Annotated in this window: 21 protein-coding genes; 4 read left to right on the forward strand and 17 right to left on the reverse strand. The window is 64.4% G+C overall.

Annotated features, from left to right (window positions below; genetic code table 11):
• Positions 1 to 13: 13 nt before the first annotated feature.
• From CupriaWKF_RS03750 to CupriaWKF_RS03790, 9 genes are all read right to left on the reverse strand, one after another.
• The gene (locus tag CupriaWKF_RS03750) at positions 14 to 1,393 is read right to left on the reverse strand and encodes a CpaF family protein (protein WP_276099696.1); all 1,380 of its coding nucleotides are present in this window, start codon (positions 1,391 to 1,393) and stop codon (positions 14 to 16) included.
• A gap of 52 nt (positions 1,394 to 1,445) precedes the next feature.
• A complete protein-coding gene (locus CupriaWKF_RS03755; protein ID WP_276099697.1) occupies positions 1,446 to 2,639 on the reverse strand; it encodes an AAA family ATPase in 1,194 nt (397 codons plus the stop codon).
• 61 nt (positions 2,640 to 2,700) lie between these two features.
• Complete coding sequence (locus tag CupriaWKF_RS03760) at positions 2,701 to 3,042, reverse strand: hypothetical protein (protein ID WP_276099698.1); 342 nt, start codon at positions 3,040 to 3,042, stop codon at positions 2,701 to 2,703.
• Between the two features lie 32 nt (positions 3,043 to 3,074).
• Positions 3,075 to 4,967 (reverse strand): type II and III secretion system protein family protein, encoded by a 1,893-nt coding sequence (locus tag CupriaWKF_RS03765; RefSeq protein WP_276099699.1) that lies wholly within the window; start codon positions 4,965 to 4,967, stop codon positions 3,075 to 3,077.
• A gap of 65 nt (positions 4,968 to 5,032) precedes the next feature.
• Positions 5,033 to 5,875, reverse strand: coding sequence for a Flp pilus assembly protein CpaB (cpaB, locus tag CupriaWKF_RS03770; protein ID WP_276099700.1), 843 nt, complete (start codon positions 5,873 to 5,875; stop codon positions 5,033 to 5,035).
• Between the two features lie 40 nt (positions 5,876 to 5,915).
• Positions 5,916 to 7,334, reverse strand: coding sequence for an ATP-binding protein (locus CupriaWKF_RS03775; protein WP_276099701.1), 1,419 nt, complete (start codon positions 7,332 to 7,334; stop codon positions 5,916 to 5,918).
• Between the two features lie 70 nt (positions 7,335 to 7,404).
• A complete protein-coding gene (locus CupriaWKF_RS03780) occupies positions 7,405 to 7,911 on the reverse strand; it encodes a prepilin peptidase (RefSeq protein ID WP_276099702.1) in 507 nt (168 codons plus the stop codon).
• Positions 7,912 to 7,939: 28 nt separating this feature from the next.
• Positions 7,940 to 8,113, reverse strand: a complete 174-nt coding sequence (locus tag CupriaWKF_RS03785; protein WP_276099703.1) for a Flp family type IVb pilin — start codon at positions 8,111 to 8,113, stop codon at positions 7,940 to 7,942.
• Between the two features lie 164 nt (positions 8,114 to 8,277).
• A complete protein-coding gene (locus CupriaWKF_RS03790) occupies positions 8,278 to 8,457 on the reverse strand; it encodes a Flp family type IVb pilin (protein WP_276099704.1) in 180 nt (59 codons plus the stop codon).
• 1,003 nt (positions 8,458 to 9,460) lie between these two features.
• On the opposite strand from CupriaWKF_RS03790, the gene CupriaWKF_RS03795 reads away from it, so the two are divergent.
• Together CupriaWKF_RS03795 and CupriaWKF_RS03800 are read left to right on the forward strand one after the other, a co-directional pair.
• Positions 9,461 to 10,708: a glycosyltransferase family 87 protein gene (locus tag CupriaWKF_RS03795; RefSeq protein ID WP_276099705.1), complete on the forward strand. Its 1,248-nt coding sequence runs from the start codon at positions 9,461 to 9,463 to the stop codon at positions 10,706 to 10,708.
• An 82-nt stretch (positions 10,709 to 10,790) separates the two neighbouring features.
• Positions 10,791 to 11,813: a glycosyltransferase family 2 protein gene (locus tag CupriaWKF_RS03800; protein ID WP_276099706.1), complete on the forward strand. Its 1,023-nt coding sequence runs from the start codon at positions 10,791 to 10,793 to the stop codon at positions 11,811 to 11,813.
• Positions 11,814 to 11,845: 32 nt separating this feature from the next.
• Here CupriaWKF_RS03800 and CupriaWKF_RS03805 read toward each other — a convergent pair whose 3' ends face one another.
• The 8 genes from CupriaWKF_RS03805 to hemL all read right to left on the reverse strand — a co-directional run bounded on the left by CupriaWKF_RS03805 (position 11,846) and on the right by hemL (position 20,035).
• Complete coding sequence (locus CupriaWKF_RS03805) at positions 11,846 to 12,235, reverse strand: GtrA family protein (RefSeq protein WP_276099707.1); 390 nt, start codon at positions 12,233 to 12,235, stop codon at positions 11,846 to 11,848.
• A complete protein-coding gene (locus CupriaWKF_RS03810) occupies positions 12,232 to 12,966 on the reverse strand; it encodes a class I SAM-dependent methyltransferase (RefSeq protein ID WP_276099708.1) in 735 nt (244 codons plus the stop codon). The genes CupriaWKF_RS03805 and CupriaWKF_RS03810 overlap by 4 nt, the downstream gene beginning before the upstream one ends.
• A 26-nt stretch (positions 12,967 to 12,992) precedes the next feature.
• Complete coding sequence (locus tag CupriaWKF_RS03815; RefSeq protein WP_276099709.1) at positions 12,993 to 14,366, reverse strand: sigma-54 dependent transcriptional regulator; 1,374 nt, start codon at positions 14,364 to 14,366, stop codon at positions 12,993 to 12,995.
• Positions 14,367 to 15,749: 1,383 nt separating this feature from the next.
• Positions 15,750 to 16,415: an isoprenylcysteine carboxylmethyltransferase family protein gene (locus tag CupriaWKF_RS03820; protein ID WP_276099710.1), complete on the reverse strand. Its 666-nt coding sequence runs from the start codon at positions 16,413 to 16,415 to the stop codon at positions 15,750 to 15,752.
• Positions 16,416 to 16,645: 230 nt separating this feature from the next.
• Positions 16,646 to 17,149: a TPM domain-containing protein gene (locus CupriaWKF_RS03825; protein ID WP_276099711.1), complete on the reverse strand. Its 504-nt coding sequence runs from the start codon at positions 17,147 to 17,149 to the stop codon at positions 16,646 to 16,648.
• 12 nt (positions 17,150 to 17,161) lie between these two features.
• A complete protein-coding gene (locus CupriaWKF_RS03830; RefSeq protein WP_276099712.1) occupies positions 17,162 to 18,022 on the reverse strand; it encodes a YgcG family protein in 861 nt (286 codons plus the stop codon).
• A 16-nt stretch (positions 18,023 to 18,038) separates the two neighbouring features.
• Positions 18,039 to 18,665, reverse strand: coding sequence for a LemA family protein (locus tag CupriaWKF_RS03835; RefSeq protein WP_276099713.1), 627 nt, complete (start codon positions 18,663 to 18,665; stop codon positions 18,039 to 18,041).
• An 80-nt stretch (positions 18,666 to 18,745) separates the two neighbouring features.
• Entirely contained in the window at positions 18,746 to 20,035 is a 1,290-nt protein-coding gene (gene hemL, locus CupriaWKF_RS03840) for a glutamate-1-semialdehyde 2,1-aminomutase (RefSeq protein WP_276099714.1), read from the reverse strand.
• Between the two features lie 232 nt (positions 20,036 to 20,267).
• On the opposite strand from hemL, the gene CupriaWKF_RS03845 reads away from it, so the two are divergent.
• Complete coding sequence (locus tag CupriaWKF_RS03845) at positions 20,268 to 20,438, forward strand: rubredoxin (protein ID WP_008644874.1); 171 nt, start codon at positions 20,268 to 20,270, stop codon at positions 20,436 to 20,438.
• A 339-nt stretch (positions 20,439 to 20,777) separates the two neighbouring features.
• On the forward strand, positions 20,778 to 21,260 hold the full coding sequence (locus tag CupriaWKF_RS03850; protein ID WP_276099715.1) for a response regulator: 483 nt from the start codon (positions 20,778 to 20,780) through the stop codon (positions 21,258 to 21,260).

Raw genomic sequence — 21,260 nt, forward strand, 5'->3', positions numbered from 1 at the left:
TCCGGTCGCTGACTCAGACTTCATGTCGCTTGGACGGATCGTAGGTTTCGTCGGGCAGCCCCACGCCGAATACGCGCAGACGTTCGGCGAACTTGGGGTACACTCCCGTGGCGCGGAAGTGACCGCGGACAGTGCCATCCTTGTCGACGCCGGTGCGCTGGAAGGTAAAGATTTCCTGCATGTTGATGATGTCGCCTTCCATGCCGGTGATTTCCGAGATGCTGATGATCTTGCGTCGCCCATCGGTCAGGCGCGCGGCCTGGACGATCACCGTGATGGCCGAGGCGATCTGTTGCCGCATGGCCTTGGCCGGCATGGTCAGCCCGGCCATGCTGACCATGTTTTCCAGGCGCGTCAGGGCATCGCGCGGCGTGTTGGCATGGATGGTGGTCAGCGATCCTTCATGGCCGGTGTTCATGGCGTTGAGCATGTCGAGGGCCTCGCCGCCGCGCACCTCGCCCAGGATGATGCGGTCCGGGCGCATCCGCAGCGCGTTGCGCACCAGCGCGCGCTGCGTGATCTCGCCCTTGCCCTCGATGTTGGGCGGGCGCGTTTCGAGCCGCAGCACATGAGGCTGGCGCAGTTGCAGTTCGGCGGCGTCCTCGATGGTGATCACGCGCTCATCCTCGGGGATGAAGCCGGACAGGATGTTCAGCAGCGTGGTCTTGCCGCTGCCGGTGCCGCCCGATACCAGCACATTGACCTTGGCCTTTGACAAGGCCTGCAGCATCTGCGCCATCGGCGGTGTCAGGCTGCGCAGTTCGACGAGGTCCGACACCTGAAGCGGATTGACGGAAAAGCGGCGAATCGAAAGCAGGGGCCCGTCGATGGCGGAAGGCGGAATGATGGCGTTAACGCGCGAGCCGTCGGGCAGGCGCGCATCGACCATCGGGCTGGTTTCGTCGATGCGGCGGCCCACGCGCGAAACGATCTTTTCGATCACCTTCATCAGGTGCGCGTCGTCGTAGAACACCACGTCCGTCAGTTCCAGCTTGCCGCGCCGTTCCACGTAGGTCTGGCGTCCGGTATTGACGAGGATGTCGGAGACCGTTGGGTCTTTCAGCAGTGGCTCGAGCGGACCGAAGCCGAACATCTCGTCATAGATCTCGATCGTCAGCTGGCGCCGCTCGTTGTCGTTGAGCAGCACCCGTTGTTCGTCGATGATCAGGTTGACCAGCGTGGCGATCTCCTGCTTCACCTGTTCTTGCGGAAAGCGCGCCAGGCGCTCCAGTTCCACGCGGTCCAGCACGGTTTCGTGCACATCGCGCTTGAGGGCATGGTAGCCCGCTGACGCGGTGGTGCGGGCGGGTGCTGCCGTGGTGAACTGGATCGCGGCATGGCCATTGGTCGTGAATGCAGGCGCGGCGCCGGCAAGCTGTTCACGGATCGACATGATGGGCTCCTTCACTTTGAATAGGGTTCAGCGCAGGCCAGCCAGGCCATCATCAGGTGCTCTTGGTGCGCAACATCAGGCGACGCAGTGGCGATACGGCATCCGCCTTGCTGTGGCGGCCGTTCTCGGGCGGCGCGGCCAGTTGCGCGGCCATGGCCTGCAGTGCCCGCGTGATGGGGCTGCGCCGGCTCAGCTTGCCCACCGGCTCGCCGTGGCTCACGGATTCATCCACTGCGGACGGGTCGTCCGGCAGGACCACTGCCACCTTCATACCGAAGATCTCTTCCATGGTCGCGCGCGGCACGTCGCTCTTGCGGCCCATGCGATTGAGCACGAGCTGGATCTTACTGGCCGGGTAGTGCAGGGCGCGCAGGATGTCGAGCATGCGGCGGCCCGGGCGACCGCACGCCACGGCCGGCTCCGTCACGACATAGATGCGCTCGCTCTGGTCCAGTACGCTGATCGACAGCGGGTCGATGTTCTGGCCCATGTCGACCAGGATGAAGTCATAGTTAGGCTGCGCCACAGACAGGATCCACTCGAGCTTTTCCTTCTGGATATGCGTCGCCTGGACCGGATCGGCCGCGCCGGCCAGCAGGTCGAATCCGTTATCCACGTGGACCAGGCTGGCATCCAGAAGCGCGGCGTCCATGCGGTCGGCCTGGCCGCAGATGTCGGGCAGCGTGGACGGCGGTGTCTTGTCGCTGACAATGTGGACGAGATCGCCGAAGTGCCGGTTCAGGTCCACGACCAGCACGCGCTTGCCGTATTGCCGCGCGATCGTGTCGCCGAGATTCGCGGTGACGAAACTCGTGCCCACACCGCCTTTGCACGAGATCACCGAGATCACCTGGGCGGCCTCATGGGCGCGTGGAACAAAGGTCGCCTCGACACGCTTGATGGCATCGGCAAGCTGCGCCTTGTCCAGTGGCCACGACAGGACATCGCGAATGCCGGCGCGCATTGCCTTGATCAGGACGTCGGGGCCCGGCGCCTGCGTGACCAGGATGCAGGGCAGGTCGGCGTGTTGCTGGCGCAGTGCCTCGATGGACAGCATCTGCGCAGGGCCCAGGTCAGGCAGCTCCACGATCAGCAGGTCGGCCATGCGCAGGCGCCCGGCATGTAGCGGGAAGCGGGCCAGGCCTTCCTGAAGCGACATGGCCCGGAAGTTGCCGACTGCGGCGCAGAGCCGGTTGATTTCGGCGAGCCGTTCGGTGTCTTCGGATGCGATCAGGATCTTCAGCATGGTGTCCTCGCGAATCTCGGTTCTGGTTAGCCTGGAGCGGGTGTTGCGATAGCCGCGGTGTTCAGCGGCTGCTGCCGCCCATGCCTACACCACCGTAGCCGCTCGAGCCGAAGTCGATCGAAAAACCGCCGGGCGCACCGCCCGTCGGCTGCATCCGGACCAGCGAGCGGTCGAAGTTGCGCATCGCGGCTACCGCGGTCTTGCCATCGGTACCGGTGACCGTCGGCAGGCCGGCCGGCGCATCGGGGTTGATGATCTGCATCTGGTTGACCGTGGCGAGCGCCACGCCGCGCTGGCCGTCCCACACCGGGGTGGTGGTCATGCAGCCGGACAGTCCCAGGCAGGACAAGGTGCCCAGCACCAGGGCGGCCGCGCCGCGCGAAAGCTTCGAGATCTTGTTCATGGTCGTTCTCCGGTTTGCTGTGGCGCGGCGGCTTAGTTGCTGCCCGATGCGGTGCCGGCGGTCCGCGCCTGTGCCAGGCGCGCGGCGGTGGCTTCGATGCGAGCGATACGCGCTGCGGAGTCTTCCGGCGGCGGCAACGCCGCCACGCTGCGAATGCGTGCCTCGGGTGCCTTGGGTGCGGCGGCCGCCGGCTGCGGCGCCGCAGGAGCCTTCGGGACCGGCGCCGCGGGCGTTGCAGCGGCCGGGACCGCGGCCCTGGACGGCTCCTCCAGCGGGCGGCCTTCCGGCATGGCCGAGACCGACGTGGCCGGGGCGGCTTCGCTGCGCGGGGCCGACGGTGCCGGCGCGGGCGCTGCGGCCGGTGCCTGCTGCGACGGGGCCGGTGCCGGCGCGGGCGGCGTATTGCGGTGGCCCTCCATATTGCCCATGAAGTACAGCGAGAACGGATCGGGCGTGGTGAAGCTGTCGGTGGGCAGCGGATAGTTGTTGTTCTGCATCGGCTTGACCAGGCGCGGCGTGATGATGAACACGAGTTCGGTCAGGTCCTGCTGGTACTGCGTGCTACGGAACAGCGTGCCCAGCACGGGCACTTCGCCGGCGCCGGGGAGTGCCTTCAGCGAACCGCGCGCGCTGTCCTGCAGCAGGCCGCCGATCGCGAAGCTTTCGCCATCACGCATCTGCACGGTGGTGGAAGCGCGGCGCGTGGTGATGAGCGGAAGCACCGTCTGTCCCGACAGGCTGCTGCCGCTGACGGTCGCGCCGGTCGGCGACAGTTCCGAGACTTCCGGCGCCACTTTCAGGTGGATGCGGCCGTTGGCGAGTACCGTGGGGGTGAACTTCAGGCCCACACCAAACTCCTCTTCCTGCAGCGTGACCGTGCCCGCACCGTTCAGCACATTGGCCTGCGCCACCGGGATGTAGATCTTGCCGCCGGCCAGGAAGCTCGCTTCCTGGCCGCTGATGGTGACGAGGTTCGGCTCGGCCAGGATCTTGACCAGGCTGTCGTTCTTCTGCGCGTCAATGGCGAACTGGAATGGCTTGTTGTTGGCCTTGCTGCCAAAGATCGCCGCCGAGGCGCCGGTCAGCAACGAGGTCACCAGGCCGCCGGTCCAGGAGCCGAAACCGCCCTGCAGGTTCACTGACGAGCCGAGCTGGTTCAACAAGGTCTTGGAGACCTCCGCCACCTTCACTTCCAGCATGACCTGTTGTGGCGTGTCGACCGACAGCATGTTGAGCACGCCGCCTTTCTTGCCGCCGTCACCGCCCCCACTGCCAGCCTGCGCCGCATTGGCATAGGCCTGCGCAATGTCCATCGCCTGCAGGGCCGACTGGGCATTGGTGACACTGCCGGTCAGGACAAGATTGTCCGCGGCGGTCATCACGCGAATGCCGGGTTCTCCCGGCAGGAGCTGGCCGAGCGATGTCTGCAGTCCGCCGGCGTCCGCGTTGACCACGACGTTGATGATGCTGCAGCTGCCGCTGCGGCCCTGCACGATCATGTTGGTGGTTCCCACCGCACGGCCGAGTACATAGAGCGTCTGTGCCGACACCATCGTGGCCTGCACCACGTTCGGGTTGCCCAGCGTGCGGTTCTTGACCGGCTCCTGCAACGTGATCAGCTGCGACTTGCCGACCGGGACAATCACGCTCGACTCCTGGCGGACCGGGCCGGTGCAATTAGGACCGCGGGCATCGGCGGCGGGCACCGGCGCGGCCGACGCGACGGGCGCGGTGCCGGCGGGCGTCATGCTGATGGTCATCTGCATCGGTGCCTGGGGCGCCTTGGCGGCCGCTGGCGCGGTGGCCTTGGTGAGGTTGCCGGCTTCGACGGCGACCTGCGCGGCAGCGGCCAACGGTGTGCAGAGGATGGCAGCCAGCACCAGGACGCGGGTGCCGCTGGCGGCTTCGGATCGTTTTTGGTTCATTTTGAATCTCCCCCCGGAGAAGCTGTGTTGCAGCTCAAAATTCGTCTATGCCGTGCGCTACGAGATCAGAAGCACTCGACGCCGCCCTGGATGCCTGCCAGCACGCCGACGCAGTTGCCTGCGTGTGGCTGTGCCGCCACCGTGCGGGTCCTGACCACCGTGCGCGTCTGCGTCTGCGTCACCACCTTGACCTGGGGCGCTTCCGGCGCCTTGCCGAGCAGGGTGCCCTTGGTGGCGCCACCGGTGTTGATGTCGGCCACGTCCATCTGGTTGCGCAGGACTAGCGACAGGGTGCCCACGCTGCGCGCCACGTCCAGTTTCTCGGCCTGTTCCGGCGTGACTTCCAGCGTCACCGCATTGACGACCTTGGGTTGGGTGTCGTCACGGCTGACTTGCTGTGCCACAGCCAGCACGAGGATCTTCTCGAGCACGATCTTCGAGATGCTGCCGTTCTGCGTGCTCTTGGCTTCCTCGTTGGTATTGACGATCACGTCGACGAAGTTGCCCGGCAGCGCGAAGCCGGCCACGCCCACCACATCGTTGACGCGTACCGTGATGGCCCGCTTGCCGTCGTTGATGACGGCGGACAGTCCGCCCTTGGTGCCGACCGGCGCCAGCTTGGCATCGAGCACCGGCTCGCCACGCTGCAGGCTGGTGCGGACCACGCGGCCCTCCAGCAGCTTCAGGTCTTCGAACGCACCGGGCGGCACGCTGGCCGAGGGCCAGTTGACCAGACGCAGCTGGCTGCCGTTCAGCGGCTGTCCGAGGTTCAGGTCGTTGGCGGCAACCACCACTTGCTTGACCGAACTGGACGATTGCTCCATCAGCCATCGCGACGCCGATACCACGGCCGCCACACCGGCGAGCAGGGCAATCAGCAGCATCAGGATTGCGCGAGTGTTTTTCATGATGACTCTCCCCTGGAAGTTCCGTGTGTGCTATTTCCGTTCAACTCGCCGCGCGCTGGTCCATGGACCAACGATGGTGACTGCTGGCGGGCGGCATGCCTTCTGCAGAGGTCCGCAGCCCGTAGTAGGCTTGCCACGCGGCCACCAGTCCCTCTTCAGTGACTTGCGGCGCATGGCCGTGATAGCGCACGCCCGACGCGACCAGGCGCAGCAGGTCGCGCGGCAGGCAGGCCAGCAGCGGCGTGTCGCTCTCGTAATGCAGGCTGTCGACCAGGAAGTTGAAGACGGTGTCGGCGCTGCTCAGCCCGAAATCGGCGGCGGTGCGCTGGTACACCTCGCGGTAGTCATCGACCGACAGCGGTCCCACGTACAGTTTGCTGCCGAGCCTGCGCAGGAATGCGTCGTCGCCGAGCGCCGACGGCTCGAGGTTCGTGGAGAAGATCGGCCACACGTCGAAGGGCACCGAGAAGCGCACTCCGGTCTGCAGCGTGAACATGTCGACGGAGCGGTCCAGCGGCACGATCCAGCGGTTGAGGAGGTCATCGACACCAACCAGCTGCCGGCCCAGGTCATCGACGATGTAGATGCCGTTGTTGGCTTTCATGTGCGGTGGCGCCTGATAGAAGCCGGCGATGCGGTCGTAGCGCAGATCCAGCGTGGCCAGCGTGAGCTCGCCGCCGGACAGCACCACCGGACGGTGGCACAAGACCCAGCGACGGTCCAGCGACCGGCGTGCCAGCGAGGCTTCGCTGTCGCTGAAAGGCACATGCACCAGGGGGTCGAAGACCTGGATGATTTCGCCTGCCACGGTGATCGCATGCGGCACCGGCACTGCGCCCGGCAGCAGCATGCCAAGGCGCTGGGCGAGATAGGTCTTGCCGCTGCCGGGGGGGCCGTAGATCATCAGCGCGCGGCAAGTGTTGAGCGCCATGCCGATCGCGTCCAGCAGATGGACCGGGATCACCAGGTCATGGAAGGCCGCGGTGACATCGGCCTTGTTGACGGAGCCGTGACTGACGGAGTGGTGCTTGACGGCTTCGATGTAGGCATCGAGCGTGACCGGGGCCGGGCCGTTGTAGCTGCAGCGCGCGGACGCCTCGGCGGCGCGCGTGTACCCGGCATCGGTGAGGCGGAAGCGGACATCGAGGTCGCTGGCGCCACGATGCGCGATCTCGAGCAAGCGTTCGCGTACCGCGACCGTGGCGACTTCGTTGACCACTGTTGCCGGAAGCTTGAGCGTGTCGGTCAGCGTGGACAGCGTCGCGGTGCGGTGCAGGTATGCGGCCTTCATCAACAGCCCGAGCAGCTGCGCGACTTCCAGCCCGGTATCGGCGATGGTACGCGGAAGCACATGCCAGGGCGGAAGCGATGCCGCGCCATGGTCGGCATTGGCGCTCCGGATAGCCGTGACGGGCTCGAGAAGCCTTGGTGTGTGGCCCGTGTCGTGATGCTCGTTCATTGCCGCCCCCCTGAAAGCTCGATGTCGTTATCGCTAACGCGCATGTATGGCGTGAAAGCCTCTATAGGTGTCAGGTACTCATGAAAAGCGTGATGACTGTGCCAGCGGCGATGGCGACGCCATAGGGCAGGGAGCCGACGGAATGTGCAGGGCTTCCTGTGCTGCCAATGCCGACCACGTTGTGAAACAGCTGCGCGCCTTTCCCGTTCCGTACGGCGACCGATATGCCCCAGAGGCCGCCCAGTACGAACGTCAGCAGTGCAATGCGCAAGGCCATGCCGGAACCCAGCCAGGCGCCGACGGCTGTCATCAGCTTGACGTCGCCGGCGGCCATGCCGCGCAGCATGTAGAACGGCAGGAGGAGGACGAAGCCTGTCAGCCAGCCCATCGTCCACGCAAGGATTCCAGTGCCAAGGCCATGGACATAGATGTTGGCCGCGCACGCAAGCAACCATGCACCGAACGTCAGCCAGTTCGGAATGCGGCGCCGCTGGATATCCGACGCAGCCGCCATCAGCACGATCGCAATCACGCTCGGGCCAACAAACGGCGCTTGGGGTGCGAGTTCAAGGGGCATGATTCTTTGTCCGCATTGGTTTGATCGATCACGGCATGGATGAGGCGACCCTGTCGAACAGGTCGCGGACCGTTTGTCCGACTGACGTGACCGCGGCGAGGATCACCAGTGCAATGAGCATGGCGATCAGGGCGTATTCGATTGCCGTCACTGCGTCTTCGCCCCGAATGAATGCATGCACGCCTGCAAACTTACTGATCATGACGGTTCTCCGGTGGCGCCGACGCGTTTGCTTCGCGACGGTCCACAAGGGTCTCTGCATTGCCTGGCAGTGTCGCCGCAGGCCCTGTCTACAATCCAACCCTGGTATCAGGTGCGCGACCGGAGCTCATGGCTCTGGGCGCCGATCGCGCACGCTGCAAGCGCTTAGGCCGTGACCAGGGCGCTCTGGATCTTGTCGAAGACCGTGCTCAGGTTTTGACCGACAAGCTTCGCGCCGGCAATGATCAGAAGGGCGATCAGTGCGGCGATAAGGCCGTACTCGATGGCGGTGACGCCATCTTCTTCAACGAAGAAACGCTTGGTGTTGTCGATGAGTTTTTGCATGACAATCTCCTTCGGTTAAGGGCACTTCTGTTACGGGATGGACAAGCTGAGGAGACGGCGGACAAATGGCGGGCCGCAGGTGGCGCAATCGTGAAACGGCCACTGGCCGCCCCGAATCCGCTGTGGCATTTGCTCAGCGGAGCCTGGTGCGTCAGGCGAACAGTGGTCTATGACGCGTTGCGCACGGTTCCTGGCATTGCAGATGTGGAAGCATGCTGCAGATGCAAAGGCGATCTTTGCCCACGATGCGATAGCTTCGCGGGATCGAATGCGCCGGGCATTGGTTTGATGTGCTTCCAGCATTTGCGAATACCTCAGTTCCCCGTTTCTGATCGGCCTTCTCTTCCCGTTACCGGGTAGCGCGCCTTTTTCTAAGCATCCCGGCTGGACGGTGCAGTTCCACGCTGGGTACGGACTCCATCGCAAAAGCTGGGCCACCCTTGCTGAAAGGCTTGATCCATAAGGGATTTCAGCCGCCTCGGGATCCGGGGGGCGTGTGGCTGGCGGCCACGGCCATGCCAGCGTTTCTGAGGAGAATCGTGCTTCTTTCCGCGATCGCGGCGGCGGTGTAAATCACCATGATGGGATCTCGGTCGGACGGCCGCCAAAAGTATGAGTCGCCACACTCCTTTTGGATGGCCTTATCCGCGTCCCGTCGCGCTGCGCAGGGCCAAGGGCGTAGAGCCTGGCAGCCAGTGCGCGCGCTACCAGCGTTTCAGTCTGGAAACGACCGGCTTCGCGAACCGGACTCGATCTCCGGCAGTCTCGTGCGGTTCGACAAGAAAGCGCGTGGGGGCTGGCGTGCGGACAGGCGTTCAGGATTGAAACGTACGTAAATCGGGGGCCTGAAGGCGTCTGTCCGGCGGTCCTTCACTGCTTGTCTATTTGCCACGTGCTGACAAGAATATAACGGCGTGTTGCGTGCCTCTCTGCTTTGCGAGGCGTACGCCGTTAGTCAGCCATTACGCATTGGCACAAGAGAGAACCAGGGGAAGGGGAGGCGATGAGCAACATGGACCATGGCTCGACGGCAATACTGGAAGCGCCGGCGTCCAGGCATTGGCTGAATCTGGAGCGCGTGCGCTTTTACAGCCTTTCCATGTTGTTGGTCTATCTGGTGTTTATGGTCTTGTGGGCTTGGGAAAGCAAGGGCTTCACATCGGACAGAGTCGTACGTCCTGGCGGCGACTATTCCGTCTTCTGGAGCGCGTCGTACCTGGTGCTGAAGCACAGTGCGGCGCAGGTATATGACTATGCTTCGCTGAAGCCCGTGATCATGGCCTTCGGAGCGGTCAAGGGCGATGGAAATTTCTATCTGCCCTGGCTTTACCCACCGACCTACTTATTGCTGGTCTTGCCGCTGTCGCTGTTGCCGTTCGCCGTGAGCTACGTGCTCTTTATTTTCGGTACGGCAGCGATCTATGTCACCGCGTTATTCCGGATCCTTGATCTTGAAGACGTGCCGCGCCACCTGTTGTGGCTGCCGGTGATCGCGTTTCCCGGTGTGCTGGAAGCAGCGATGATCGGCCAGAATGCCTTGCTGACCGCCGGAATCGCGGCATGGTCGCTCATCCAGCTAAGACGTCGTCCGGTGGTGGCCGGCATGTTGATCGGCGTGTTAAGCGTAAAGCCTCAGCTGGCAATCGTGTTTCCCATTGCGATGATTGCTGCCGGGGAATGGAAACCCTTTTTCGTGGCAGCGGCGACAGCGTTGACGATGGCTGCGCTGAGCATCGTGCTATTTGGCTGGCAACCATTTTCGGTATTCCTTGCGGATGGCCGTTCTGTCGCGGCGCATGTGCTGGAGCAGGGAGAACGTGGGTGGTTTTCCAGCCCAACCGTATTTGCCATGATGCGCACTTTCGGCGCTTCGGTGCCAGCAGCCTACGTTGCGCAGCTGATTTCGGCCGCCTTCGGGATAGTCGTGCTGGTCAAGGTCTGGCGAGGTCAGACGCCGATGGCGCTGCGCGTCGCGGTGGTTGCGGCGGCCACTGTTCTCATCACGCCTTACCTTTGGTTTTATGAGCTGACCTGGCTCGGCATCGCGATCGCCGGCATGACCGTCGATTGCGTGCGGCGCGGATGGATGACAGGGGAGCGGGAGCTGCTGGCGGCAGCATGGCTTCTGCCATTCTTCCTGGGGCTGAACCGACTGGCTGAAGTGCCTCAGTTCGGCCCGGTCGTGACGTTGCTGCTCATGGCCGCCATTCTCCGCAGGGCCAGACAAGGCATTCCAGAACCAGGACGATAAGTCCTGGCAAAAAAATATAGCGCACAAGAGCGCATTCGCTTGCGGTAGTTGCCGAGCGCAGCGCCGCGCAGGGGAGAGAATCATGTCGGGTGCTTACGATTTCGGAATGCTTTCCCTCGTTGTGCCTTGCTACAACGAGTCCGCGAGCATCGCAAAATTCTTCGATTGCGTGGTGCCGATCCTGGAATCCATCGACCGGATGCGCTTCGAGATCGTGGTGGTGAACGACGGCAGCTCGGACGACACGCTCGAGCAGCTGCTTGCCTATGGTCGCCGCGACGAGCGCGTGCGCGTAGTGGACCTGACGCGCAATTTTGGCAAGGAAGCCGCATTGACCGCCGGACTCGACGAAGCCCTCGGCGACGCCGTGATCCCCATGGACGTGGACCTGCAGGATCCACCCTCGCTGATCCCCGAGCTTGTCGCGCGCTGGCGCGAGGGCGCGGAAGTCGTGCTGGCGCAACGGAGCAGCCGCCAGTGCGATTCCTGGCTCAAGCGCGTGACGGCGGCCAGCTATTACCGCATCCACAACCAGTTGTCCGATCTGAAGCTGCCTGTGAACGTGGGCGACTTTCGCCTGATGGACCGCGTGGTGGTCAACGCGCTCAAGCAGTTGCCGGAGCGTCATCGCTTCATGAAAGGCCTGTTCGCCTGGGTCGGCTACAAGACGGCCATCGTCCGTTACGAGCGCGAGTCGCGCAGCGCAGGCCATTCGAAGTTCTCGGGCTGGCGCCTGTGGAACCTTGCTCTCGAGGGCATCACCAGCTTCAGCACGCTTCCGCTGCGCAGCTGGACCTATATCGGGCTGCTGATCGCCTTCAGCGCATTTATTTACGGCACCTTCATCGTGGCGCGGACGCTGATCTTCGGGGTAGATGTTCCCGGCTATGCATCGCTGCTTTCCGTCGTGCTGTTCCTGGGCGGTATCCAGCTGATCGGACTTGGCGTGGTCGGCGAGTATATCGGCCGGATCTATGACGAAGCGAAGGGGCGGCCCATCTACCTGGTGCGACGCCGCTACCAGGAGCTTGGCCAGGACCGGCTGCTGGCCTCGGGACGGCGGGTCATCCGGCTGGAACGCGGGCACGCCGGCAAAGGCCGCTGATGTCGGGCTCCGACCTCCATGCAGGGGCCGAACTATTTCCGATAGGTCCAGCTCCGATGCGCAAGATAGGTGAAGGCTGGCACCGTCACCACGACGCAGGCGATTCCTGTCCAGTAGCTGGCTCCCAGCACCTGCGCGGTCCAGGAAATGCCCATGGTCAGGCCCAGCCCGAGCAGCGATACGCCGGCAAAGCGGCCCAGCGTCCGGTGGTGCAGCCGGGATGAGAAGCTCCACAGGGTGTTGAGAAGATAGGAGCAGCCGGTCGCGCACACAAACGCCACGCTGTTCGCCGTGACCGGTGCAATCCCCATGGCACTGACCAGCGTTGCCGTGACGGCGACATGGACGCCGGTCGAGCCGGCCCCTGCTGCCAGGAAGCGTGCGACCTGACGGACCTCGTCCGTCCCGTCAACGGCGCTCACGATGCGCGTACGATGGCCATCAGCGAAATACCGAACGGCAGCGAGGCGCGCGCCAGCCAATGGCGTTCCGTGCTGAACAGTGCGTGCAGCGCGTTGTTGATCGACTGGGGCGGAATGCCGGCACCGCTTGCTTTCTCGCTGCCGCGTAGCTGGTCGCTGAGTCGGGCGGTGACTGCCAACGGAGACAGAAGGGTATTGAAGTAGGTGATGCGCTCCAGGTGCAGGCCGCAACAGCTGACCAGTGCTTGCAGCGATCCCTTGCTGTAGCGCCGCTGGTGATGCAGGAAGACATCGTGGCGGCTCCACAGCCATTGGTATGCGGGCACGGTGATCAGTACCGCGCCGCCCGGCTTGAGCATCTTCGCCGCGCAGTCCAGTGCCCCGTCATCGTCGGCAATGTGTTCCAGGCAATCCAGCAGGCAAACCAGGTCAAAGCTGCCTTCCGGAAACGGCATATCGTCCGGGCACCGGCCGCTGCGGATGTCATAGATGCCGCCGGTCTTTTCGCGTGCCAGCTGCAATGCAGTGCCATCCATCTCCACGGCGCTCACTGTGCCGAATTGCGAAAGCATGGCAAGGTTGCCGCCGGTACCCGCCCCGATTTCCAGGATGGACGCGTCGTCGGGAAGTGCCAGGCCGGCGAGGACGGTCGCGAGAATGTCGCGCCGCCCGCGGAACCACCAGTGGCCGGCTTCAGTGTCGGCCATTTCAAGGTAGGCATCAGGAGACATGGACGATTCCTCGGAGGTCGGTAAGGTCAGCCCTGCACGCATACCAGGCCGAGATCGCCCTTCTTCACCTGCAGCTTGTAGTCCCGCATCAGCCTGAACAGTGTCACGCGCGAAATCCCGAGTTCTGCCGCGACGTCGATCAGGCGCTCATGGTTGCGCTGAAGCGCCTCCACGATCGCGCCCTGTTCGGCGGCCTCGCGAATCGCCGCCAGCGTCAGCGGCCGTTGCTCTGCCGGCGTGGCCAGCTCGAGGTCTGCCGGCTGGATTACCCCGTCTTCACACATCGCCGCAGCATGCCGGATCCGGTTGATCAGCTCGCGCACATTGCCAGGCCAGCTGTGCTGCTGGATCGCGCGTAGCGCGGTCGGCGAGAAGCCGCGGATGTGGTTCGGCGACTGCTTGCGCACGCCGGCGAGCACATGCTCGGCGAGCAGCATGAGGTCGCTGCCGCGCTCGCGCAACGGTGGCTGGCGCACGCGCAGCACGCACAGGCGGTGGTACAGGTCGCCGCGGAACCGTTCGGCCGCGATGGCCGCTTCCAGGTCGACATGGGTGGCCGAGATGATGCGTACGTCCACCTCGATAGATTCGGTGCCGCCCAGGCGTTCGATCCGGCCAGTTTCCAGGAAGCGCAGCAGGCTGGTCTGGCTTTCCAGCGGCATGTCGCCGATTTCGTCCAGGAACAGCGTGCCGCCCTGAGCCATTTCGATGCGGCCGAGCTTGCGTTTGGCCGCGCCCGTGAACGCACCACGTTCATAGCCGAACAGTTCCGACATCAGCAGCGTGGGCGGGATGGCGGCGCAGTTGACGGCGACAAAGGGCTTCTGCGCGCGTTCGCTGGCGCGGTGAATCGCCTGCGCGGCCAATTCCTTGCCCGTGCCCGATTCGCCCGAGATCAGCACGGGGGTGTCCCAGAGCGAAACCTTCTCGATGCCGCGAAACAGCGCCTGCATGGCCGTGCAGTTGCCGATCATGCCGTCCGGACGCATGCTGTTCGCCGCCCGCTGCGCAGCGGGCCGCATCTGCGCGATGCCTTGTGCGTGGCCGAGCGAGTGCATCAGCTGCGCCAGATCGAACGGCGCGGTGTAGTAGTCGACGAAATAGAGGCCGAGCAGGCGGCGTGCCGCATCGCCGAGCGCGTCGCGGCTGGCGACGATGCCAATCCAGCTCATCAGCGGATGGGACAGCCAGGGCTCGAAGGACTCCAGCTCAATGTCGCTGAAGCCGCTGTGGACATCGAGCAGGGCGGCAGTGGGCTGTGGATTGTGCGAAAGCGCTTCGAGGTCATGCAGGCTCGACGCAAAGCTGATCTTCCAGCCGCGTTGCGAGAGAGCCCTGCACAATGTGGCGTCGTGATGCTGCGACAGGTAGAGCAGCGGACGATTGGCGTAAGTGCTCATGCGATTTCCCCGGATCTTTTTATTGACGAAACCGATGCCAGCGGTTGCCGGACCGGATTCGGTGGCCCTCAGGCCCGCTCCGGCCGCGCGTGCGTTGCGTCGGCCAGGCGTATTCCCCGAATTCTGTTCTTGCCGCGCCTGCTTGCAGGCCTGGCTATTACCCCTCGTGATGCCGGCGCACCGGCATCCCGCTGTGTTCGCGGTCCCCATCGCCGCCATGGTCATCCATGGCTGGCTTCGACTTTCCAGGTTGCACGGGCCGCCCGCGCTGGCGCGGCCCGTGGTTTCCTGAAAGACCTCACCTGTTCTTCCCGGCCCAGACCGCAACGGTATGCGTCGGTGCGAGCCATTCCCTGCGGCGCGGCCCTACGCCTACAGCACCAGCCCGATTCCCGCCCTGGGATGCGGAGTCGTTCTGAAACTGACCTCGATCGAACGTTTGCCAGTGCGTTGGCACTTCGGTTCAGACTTCCCCAATTCCGGGCCTCATGTTCGCGTGGACATATTCGCGACGAACGTGCCAGATCCGGATATCTCATTGAAAGTAAAAGAGAAAACGAGGGTTGGATAAGAGTCGCGAGTATTTGGAAGCGCTAAAACGTTCCATTTCTGTTACCGCGGCTGCCGTTGGTCACAATCCGGGGTAACCGCATGACGGTGGAAACGACACTCATACTCATCACCCTGTGGCTGGAAAGGCATTTCCATCATGAATGTCCGCAGATGTGGGGAGGCGTCATTCAAAAGACCTGAGGCGCCGCGGCACCAGCATTGCGCGTCATGAGGGCCTCGAAGTGGTTTCACTCGCGTTACAAGAAAGACGTGATTACACGGTAGGACACCTCGCCTGTTGGCTTTACCCCTAAGACTATTGGAGCGCTGAGGCAGGTGTGAGCCGTGGCGCGGCGCGGGCCGGCGGTTCGATGACAGGCCTTTGCACGAGTCGTGGCATGAGTGGTCCATCCATATCTCATCTCTATGGATGGGGGAGCGGAAATTGCACGGTAGTTGGCATGACGGCGCGATCTGGTTGCATTCGTGAAACCCAGGCCAGAGGGAAGACTGTTTGACCCGGCAGTTCCGGGGGCGGCAATGGCTCGGGCCAGAGCGCCAAGCCTTTGATTCTGCCGGCACAAACAAAAATGATTCGTATTGCCAACATTGGGCGCCAAAACAATTTCACGGGTGATACGTGTGCCGGCGTGGCGCGTCGTTGCCGAGTCCGTCGGCAACGCCACCTGGCGAAGTTTGCCTGCCAGGTGGGCATGGGCTTCCTGCTGGTTCTGCAGGTGCTTGCGGCGGGGTTGGTACCTGTGGCCGGCTACTGGCGGGCACTTTCCCGCGTGGTGGGGGGCGATGCCCCGGTTGTGATCTACGGATGGCTCAGTAGATACCCGGCAATACGCGAAAGCGCACCTTATCGCGATACCGCCGGTATTCGGGATCCTCGGATAACAGCCGTTCTTCGCGACTGATTCGCATGACCTGCAGCGAGTACAGCCCTGCATAAACCAGCAGGTTCTGCAGTCCGAAATTGGTGATCAGGAAGCCGATATCGGTGATCAGATAGCTCAGGTAGATCGGATGACGCATGAAGCGGTAGGCGCCGCTGGAGACGATTCCCCGATTTGCCGGCAAGATGCCGAACGAGAAACGCAGCGAGAGCTTGGCATAGATCTGCCAGGCAATCCCTGCGACTTGCAGGCCTGCGCCAACTGCCTCGGGTGCGAGATGCGCGCCAGGCGCCAGTTGGATTGCGAGGAAATAATATGTGCCACCCAGCGAGCAGAGCACAGTAACGGGATTCCAGTCCCGCTTCTTGGGGACCCGGGCAAACAGGCTCAGGCCGAGCGTCAGGCAACTTGCCAGCACGAGCAGCAAGAGGGTGATTCGCGACGGGTCTGCCAGCCATTGCCGGATCGCTCCATACGCGAAAGCTGCAAGCAGGACTGCGGTAGTAGCTCTTAGCGCCAACTCCAATAGCAGTTCCCGGAGGTCTGTTTTGGATGCGGCGCTTGCTTGCACCTTCTGCGCGAGGCTTTCTGACATGGTTTCCCCCCGTTCCAGCGGAATTCAGTTATCCGCTTCTTATCGCTGGAATGTCTTTGTGCACTCAGCTTAGTCGGGGCAGGCTCGGCGCCATATCGGGCAAAGGTATGTTTCGCGCATGAATAGGCGCCGCGTTGCACAGATGACTCGCGCAGCGCTAACGTGCTGAAGCAGTCTTTCCGGCGTGGCGGGGCGAAATGGAAACCAGCGGATGCGGGGGAAGCTCCGCTCTAGAGAACCAGCGGCCGGTCATCCAGCTCATTTGGGTTGCGGCCACCATCGGATGGAAAATGCGCCGCCAGCAGATCATGAATCTGCCCTACGGCCTTCAGCACCGGCCTGACCGACAAATCCCTGGCAAGCCCTGCTGCCAGTTCGTCGCAAACCGCACGCCACGTCTTCGCTCCCACGCGCCCATCGATACCCCGGTCGGCCAGCAATTCCACCGCATGGTCGGCCAGGTTGATATAAAGCAGCACGCCGGTGTGCTCTTCGGTATTCCACACCTCCAGCGCGCCAAACAAGGCCCGTGCCCGCGCCCGCGCCGTGGTGCCGCTCCAGGCATGGCCGAGCGGCAGGCTGGGCTCGATGACCACGCGGATCTCGCCAAGGTGGCGCGCTTCGCCGGCATGGACGGCATCGTGCAGTTGCTGTTGCGCCTCGGCCGGGAAGTGGCGGCGGGCGGTGCCGGAGGTGGTGCCGAGGTGGCGCAGCGCGCGTCGCAGCGATGGCATGGTTCGCTCTCCTTACCAGTTGCCGGAGGCACCGCCGCCGTCAAAGCCACCGCCGCCTCCGCCGCTGAAGCCGCCCCCGCCGCCGCCGAAATCATCGCCGCCGCCGAAGCCGCCGCGACGTCCCCAGTCGCTGCCCATGCCGTAGCCGCCCAGTCCGCCCAGCCCGCCGGCGATCACGTCGCGGCCGCGCGGCGTGGTGACGATCTGCGGGCCGCGCCGCCGCGTGGCCGCGGTCAGGAAGAAGAACACGATGATGGCCAGCGGGAACAGCACCGGCAGCCAGTCCGACCAGGACGATGCCTCCTGCTTGCGCGGCTGCGGTCCGGCCAGGCCCTCCTTGTCGATGGTGGCCTGGATCGCGGAGATGCCGGCTGCCAGCCCGCCATAGAAGTCGTTCTGGCGGAAGTGCGGGGCCATGACGTCCTGCAGGATGCGCTTGGACATGGCGTCGGTGAGCGATCCCTGCACACCGCGGCCGACTTCCAGCCGCATCTTGCGCAGGCCGGGTGGATTGTCCTTTGCGATCATGACGATCACGCCGTCGTCGATGCCCTTGCGCCCGGCGCGCCAGGCATCGGCCACGCGGATGCTGTAGGCGTCGATGGTCTCGGGCTCGGTCGTCGGCAGCATCAGCACGAAGATCTGGCTGCCGCGCCGCTGCTCGTACTCGGCCAGCACGTTTTCCAGCGCGGTGCGCTGGCTGGCGGACAGGGTATTGGTCAGGTCGGTGACGCGCTGGGTCAGCGGCGGCACCGGTACGAACCCGTCATTGGCCGCCAGGGCGGGGAACGCCAGCATGCTGGCCAGGCAGAGAATGGCGGCCAGCCAGCGGCGCCAGGAGCGGAAGGCGGGCAAGTCCATCAGGGTGCCCATGATGCGTGCCTTGCTGTCAGAACTTCACGGCAGGGGGCGTGGAGATGGCCTTCTCGTTTTCCACCGCAAAGGAAGGCTTGACCTCGTACTTGAACACCATGGCCGTGAGGTTGGTGGGGAAGCTGCGCGCGAGCACGTTGTAGTCGCGCACGGCGGCAATGTAACGCTGGCGCGCTACGGTGATGCGGTTCTCGGTGCCTTCGAGCTGCGATTGCAAGTCGCGGAACGAGGCATCGGCCTTGAGCTGCGGGTAGTTTTCCGACACCGCCAGCAGGCGCGACAGGGCGCTGGACAACTCACCCTGCGCCTCCTGGAAGCGCTTGAACGCTTCAGGATTGTTCAGGGTCTCGGGCGATACCTGGATGCTGGTGGCGGCGGCGCGTGCCTTGGTCACGGCCTCGAGCGTCTCGCGCTCGTGCGTGGCGTAGCCCTTGACCGTGTTGACCAGGTTGGGGATCAGGTCGGCGCGCCGCTGGTACTGGTTCACGACCTCGCCCCAGGCCGCCTTGACCGCCTCGTCCCTGGTCTGGAAGTCGTTGTAGCCGCAGGCCGACAGCAGGCTGGCCACGCAGGCCAGCAACAGCCAGCGGAACCAGCCGGCAGCCCGGTTCGAGGTCGAGGACAGGGGCAATGAGGCGCGCATCGTGGGCTCCCGGATTGAGACGAATCTCAAGTGTAGCGCACGGCGCGTTGCCACCGGCGGCTACCCCGGGAGGGCTCCGTTCAGGCCGCGAAGGCCTTGCGCGCGGCATCCAGCGTGGCCTGCAGGATGGCGTCATCGTGGCAGGCGGAGACAAAGCCCGCCTCGAACGCCGAGGGCGCCAGGTACACGCCGTTGTCGAGCATCGCATGGAAGAAGCGGTTGAAGCGCGTGGTATCGCTTTTCGTGACTTCGGCAAAGCTGCCCGGCACGCCCTCGCGGAAGTAGATGCCGAACATGCCGCCGATCGCATCGGCGGCGAATGGCACGCCGGCGGCGCGGGCGGCTTCGGCGAGGCCGTCGGCCAGCTTGCGGGTTTGCGCGGCGAGCTTGTCGTAGAAACCCGGCGCCTGGATCAGCCTCAGCGTGGTCAGGCCGGCGGCCACCGCCAGCGGGTTGCCGGACAGCGTGCCGGCCTGGTACACGCCGCCCAGCGGTGCCAGCTTTGCCATGATGTCGCGCCGGCCGCCAAAAGCCGCCGCCGGCATGCCGCCGCCAATGACCTTGCCCAGGCAGGTCATGTCCGGGGTGATGCCGTAGTGCGCCTGGGCGCCGCCCAGCGCCACGCGGAAGCCGGTCATGACTTCGTCGAAGATCAGCACGGCGCCGTCGCGCGTGCACAGTTCGCGCATGGCCTTCAGGAAGGCGTCGCTCGCGCGCACGAGGTTCATGTTGCCGGCGACCGGCTCCACGATGACGGCGGCGATCTCGCCCGCGTGCTTCGCGAAGGCCTGCTCCAGCTGCTCGACATTGTTGTACTCGAGCACCATGGTGTGGCGCGTCACGTCGGCGGGCACGCCTGCGGACGATGGCGCGTTCTGCGTGGTGTCGGCAAACGTCAGCAGGCCCGAGCCGGCCTTGACCAGCAGGCTGTCGGCGTGGCCGTGGTAGCAGCCTTCGAACTTGATGATCAGGTCTCGGCCGGTGAAGCCGCGCGCGAGGCGCAGCGCGCTCATGGTGGCCTCGGTGCCGGACGAGACCAGCCGCACCTGCTCGATGGACGGCACCAGCTTGCAGATTTCCTCGGCCATCGTGATCTCGGCCTCGGTCGGCGCGCCGAACGAGAAGCTGTGCGCGGCGGTCTCCTGCACCGCTCGCACCACGTCCGGGTGGGCGTGGCCCACGATCATCGGGCCCCAGGAACCGATGTAGTCGATATAGCGCTGGCCGTCGGCATCCCACATATAGGCGCCTTCGGCTCGCGTGATGAAGCGCGGCGTGCCGCCCACCGAGCGGAAGGCCCGCACGGGCGAATTGACGCCCCCGGGGATGGTTTGCTGGGCGCGGTCGAAGAGCTGCTGGTTAAGGGACATGGTCTGACTGGGTCTAAAACTCGGGAAACGCGTTCAAGCGGACGCGATCTGGCGCCAAAAGGATGGGCAAGGCGGCGCATACGTGGAGCAGCGCGGCTTTTGTCCCGTATTTGTACGCTAACGTGCGCGAACACGGCGGATTTGGCCCGATTCTGGCTGAGCGGCTGGCGCCGTCGGCGCCGATTCGGTACCATCTGCGCTGAATTTTAATGGAGAGCGACCAGCGCCTGTTATGGAATACAAGACTTGGATGTGCCTGATCTGCGGCTGGATCTACGATGAAGCTGCCGGCGCGCCGGAAGACGGCATTGCCCCGGGCACCAAATGGGAAGACGTGCCCATCAACTGGACGTGCCCGGAGTGCGGGGCCCGCAAGGAAGATTTCGAGATGGTGGCGATCTGACGCCACGGCTCGCTGGCGTCGCGTGCGCGGTGTCGCGTCGCGCCGACGCGACAATTCGCCGGGCCGTGCCGGGTGCTCCGGATTGACGGCCCTCCGGCGTCTTGTCACACTCTGTCGCAAAATGATTCTCCGTCCACCCCGCTCTCCGGGGGGTGGCAAAGGACGGAAAGGCAGGTGCGGGTTCCACGTGCCGCCACAGGCCGGTCATCTGACCGGCCTTTTGTAGGGAAGATTAAATCGGGGTTCCGTCGGGGCCGCTGGCCAGACCAGGCTGCTTCGCGCGGGTGTTCTCAAGAGATTGCCGGTGCTCCGCAGGGAGACGCTGGTCGCGGGAACAATATGCGGGTCGCTCAACCACTAGAAAACCATCGGGTCAATGCCGGCGCCAGCGCGCAGCCGGAACAGGGGCCGGCGTGCGCGCCGGCATCTTCGCGCAGAGTGCTGGTGATCGACGATTCCAGCACCATCCGCCGTACGGCGGAGATCTTCCTTTCGCAGGCAGGCTATGAGGTCGTGCTTGCCGAGGACGGTTTCGAAGCGCTCGCCAAGGTCGGCGACATGCACCCCGACCTCATCTTCTGCGACATCCTGATGCCGCGTCTCGACGGCTATCAGACCTGCTCGCTGATCAAGAAAAGTCCGCGTTTCCACGCCATTCCCGTGGTCATGCTGTCCTCGCGCGATGGCGTGTTCGACCGCTCGCGCGGGCGCCTGGTCGGCGCGCAGGATCACCTTGCCAAGCCGTTTACGCGCGATTCGCTGCTGCAGGCTGTCCAGACGTGCCTGCCCGGCCTGGCGGCCGGCAACGCGCTTCCGGCATGA

It is taken from the genome of Cupriavidus sp. WKF15, assembly GCF_029278605.1.
GTDB lineage: Bacteria > Pseudomonadota > Gammaproteobacteria > Burkholderiales > Burkholderiaceae > Cupriavidus.

Bases quoted from the DNA above. Each gene is read 5' to 3' on its own strand.
- CupriaWKF_RS03750 (WP_276099696.1), bottom strand. From the start codon at position 1,393: ATGTCGATCCGTGAACAGCTTGCCGGCGCCGCGCCTGCATTCACGACC.
- CupriaWKF_RS03755 (WP_276099697.1), bottom strand. From the start codon at position 2,639: ATGCTGAAGATCCTGATCGCATCCGAAGACACCGAACGGCTCGCCGAA.
- CupriaWKF_RS03760 (WP_276099698.1), bottom strand. From the start codon at position 3,042: ATGAACAAGATCTCGAAGCTTTCGCGCGGCGCGGCCGCCCTGGTGCTG.
- CupriaWKF_RS03765 (WP_276099699.1), bottom strand. From the start codon at position 4,967: ATGAACCAAAAACGATCCGAAGCCGCCAGCGGCACCCGCGTCCTGGTG.
- cpaB (WP_276099700.1), bottom strand. From the start codon at position 5,875: ATGAAAAACACTCGCGCAATCCTGATGCTGCTGATTGCCCTGCTCGCC.
- CupriaWKF_RS03775 (WP_276099701.1), bottom strand. From the start codon at position 7,334: ATGAACGAGCATCACGACACGGGCCACACACCAAGGCTTCTCGAGCCC.
- CupriaWKF_RS03780 (WP_276099702.1), bottom strand. From the start codon at position 7,911: ATGCCCCTTGAACTCGCACCCCAAGCGCCGTTTGTTGGCCCGAGCGTG.
- CupriaWKF_RS03785 (WP_276099703.1), bottom strand. From the start codon at position 8,113: ATGATCAGTAAGTTTGCAGGCGTGCATGCATTCATTCGGGGCGAAGAC.
- CupriaWKF_RS03790 (WP_276099704.1), bottom strand. From the start codon at position 8,457: ATGCAAAAACTCATCGACAACACCAAGCGTTTCTTCGTTGAAGAAGAT.
- CupriaWKF_RS03795 (WP_276099705.1), top strand. From the start codon at position 9,461: ATGAGCAACATGGACCATGGCTCGACGGCAATACTGGAAGCGCCGGCG.
- CupriaWKF_RS03800 (WP_276099706.1), top strand. From the start codon at position 10,791: ATGTCGGGTGCTTACGATTTCGGAATGCTTTCCCTCGTTGTGCCTTGC.
- CupriaWKF_RS03810 (WP_276099708.1), bottom strand. From the start codon at position 12,966: ATGTCTCCTGATGCCTACCTTGAAATGGCCGACACTGAAGCCGGCCAC.
- CupriaWKF_RS03815 (WP_276099709.1), bottom strand. From the start codon at position 14,366: ATGAGCACTTACGCCAATCGTCCGCTGCTCTACCTGTCGCAGCATCAC.
- CupriaWKF_RS03820 (WP_276099710.1), bottom strand. From the start codon at position 16,415: ATGTCAGAAAGCCTCGCGCAGAAGGTGCAAGCAAGCGCCGCATCCAAA.
- CupriaWKF_RS03825 (WP_276099711.1), bottom strand. From the start codon at position 17,149: ATGCCATCGCTGCGACGCGCGCTGCGCCACCTCGGCACCACCTCCGGC.
- CupriaWKF_RS03830 (WP_276099712.1), bottom strand. From the start codon at position 18,022: ATGGGCACCCTGATGGACTTGCCCGCCTTCCGCTCCTGGCGCCGCTGG.
- CupriaWKF_RS03835 (WP_276099713.1), bottom strand. From the start codon at position 18,665: ATGCGCGCCTCATTGCCCCTGTCCTCGACCTCGAACCGGGCTGCCGGC.
- hemL (WP_276099714.1), bottom strand. From the start codon at position 20,035: ATGTCCCTTAACCAGCAGCTCTTCGACCGCGCCCAGCAAACCATCCCC.
- CupriaWKF_RS03845 (WP_008644874.1), top strand. From the start codon at position 20,268: ATGGAATACAAGACTTGGATGTGCCTGATCTGCGGCTGGATCTACGAT.
- CupriaWKF_RS03850 (WP_276099715.1), top strand. From the start codon at position 20,778: ATGCGGGTCGCTCAACCACTAGAAAACCATCGGGTCAATGCCGGCGCC.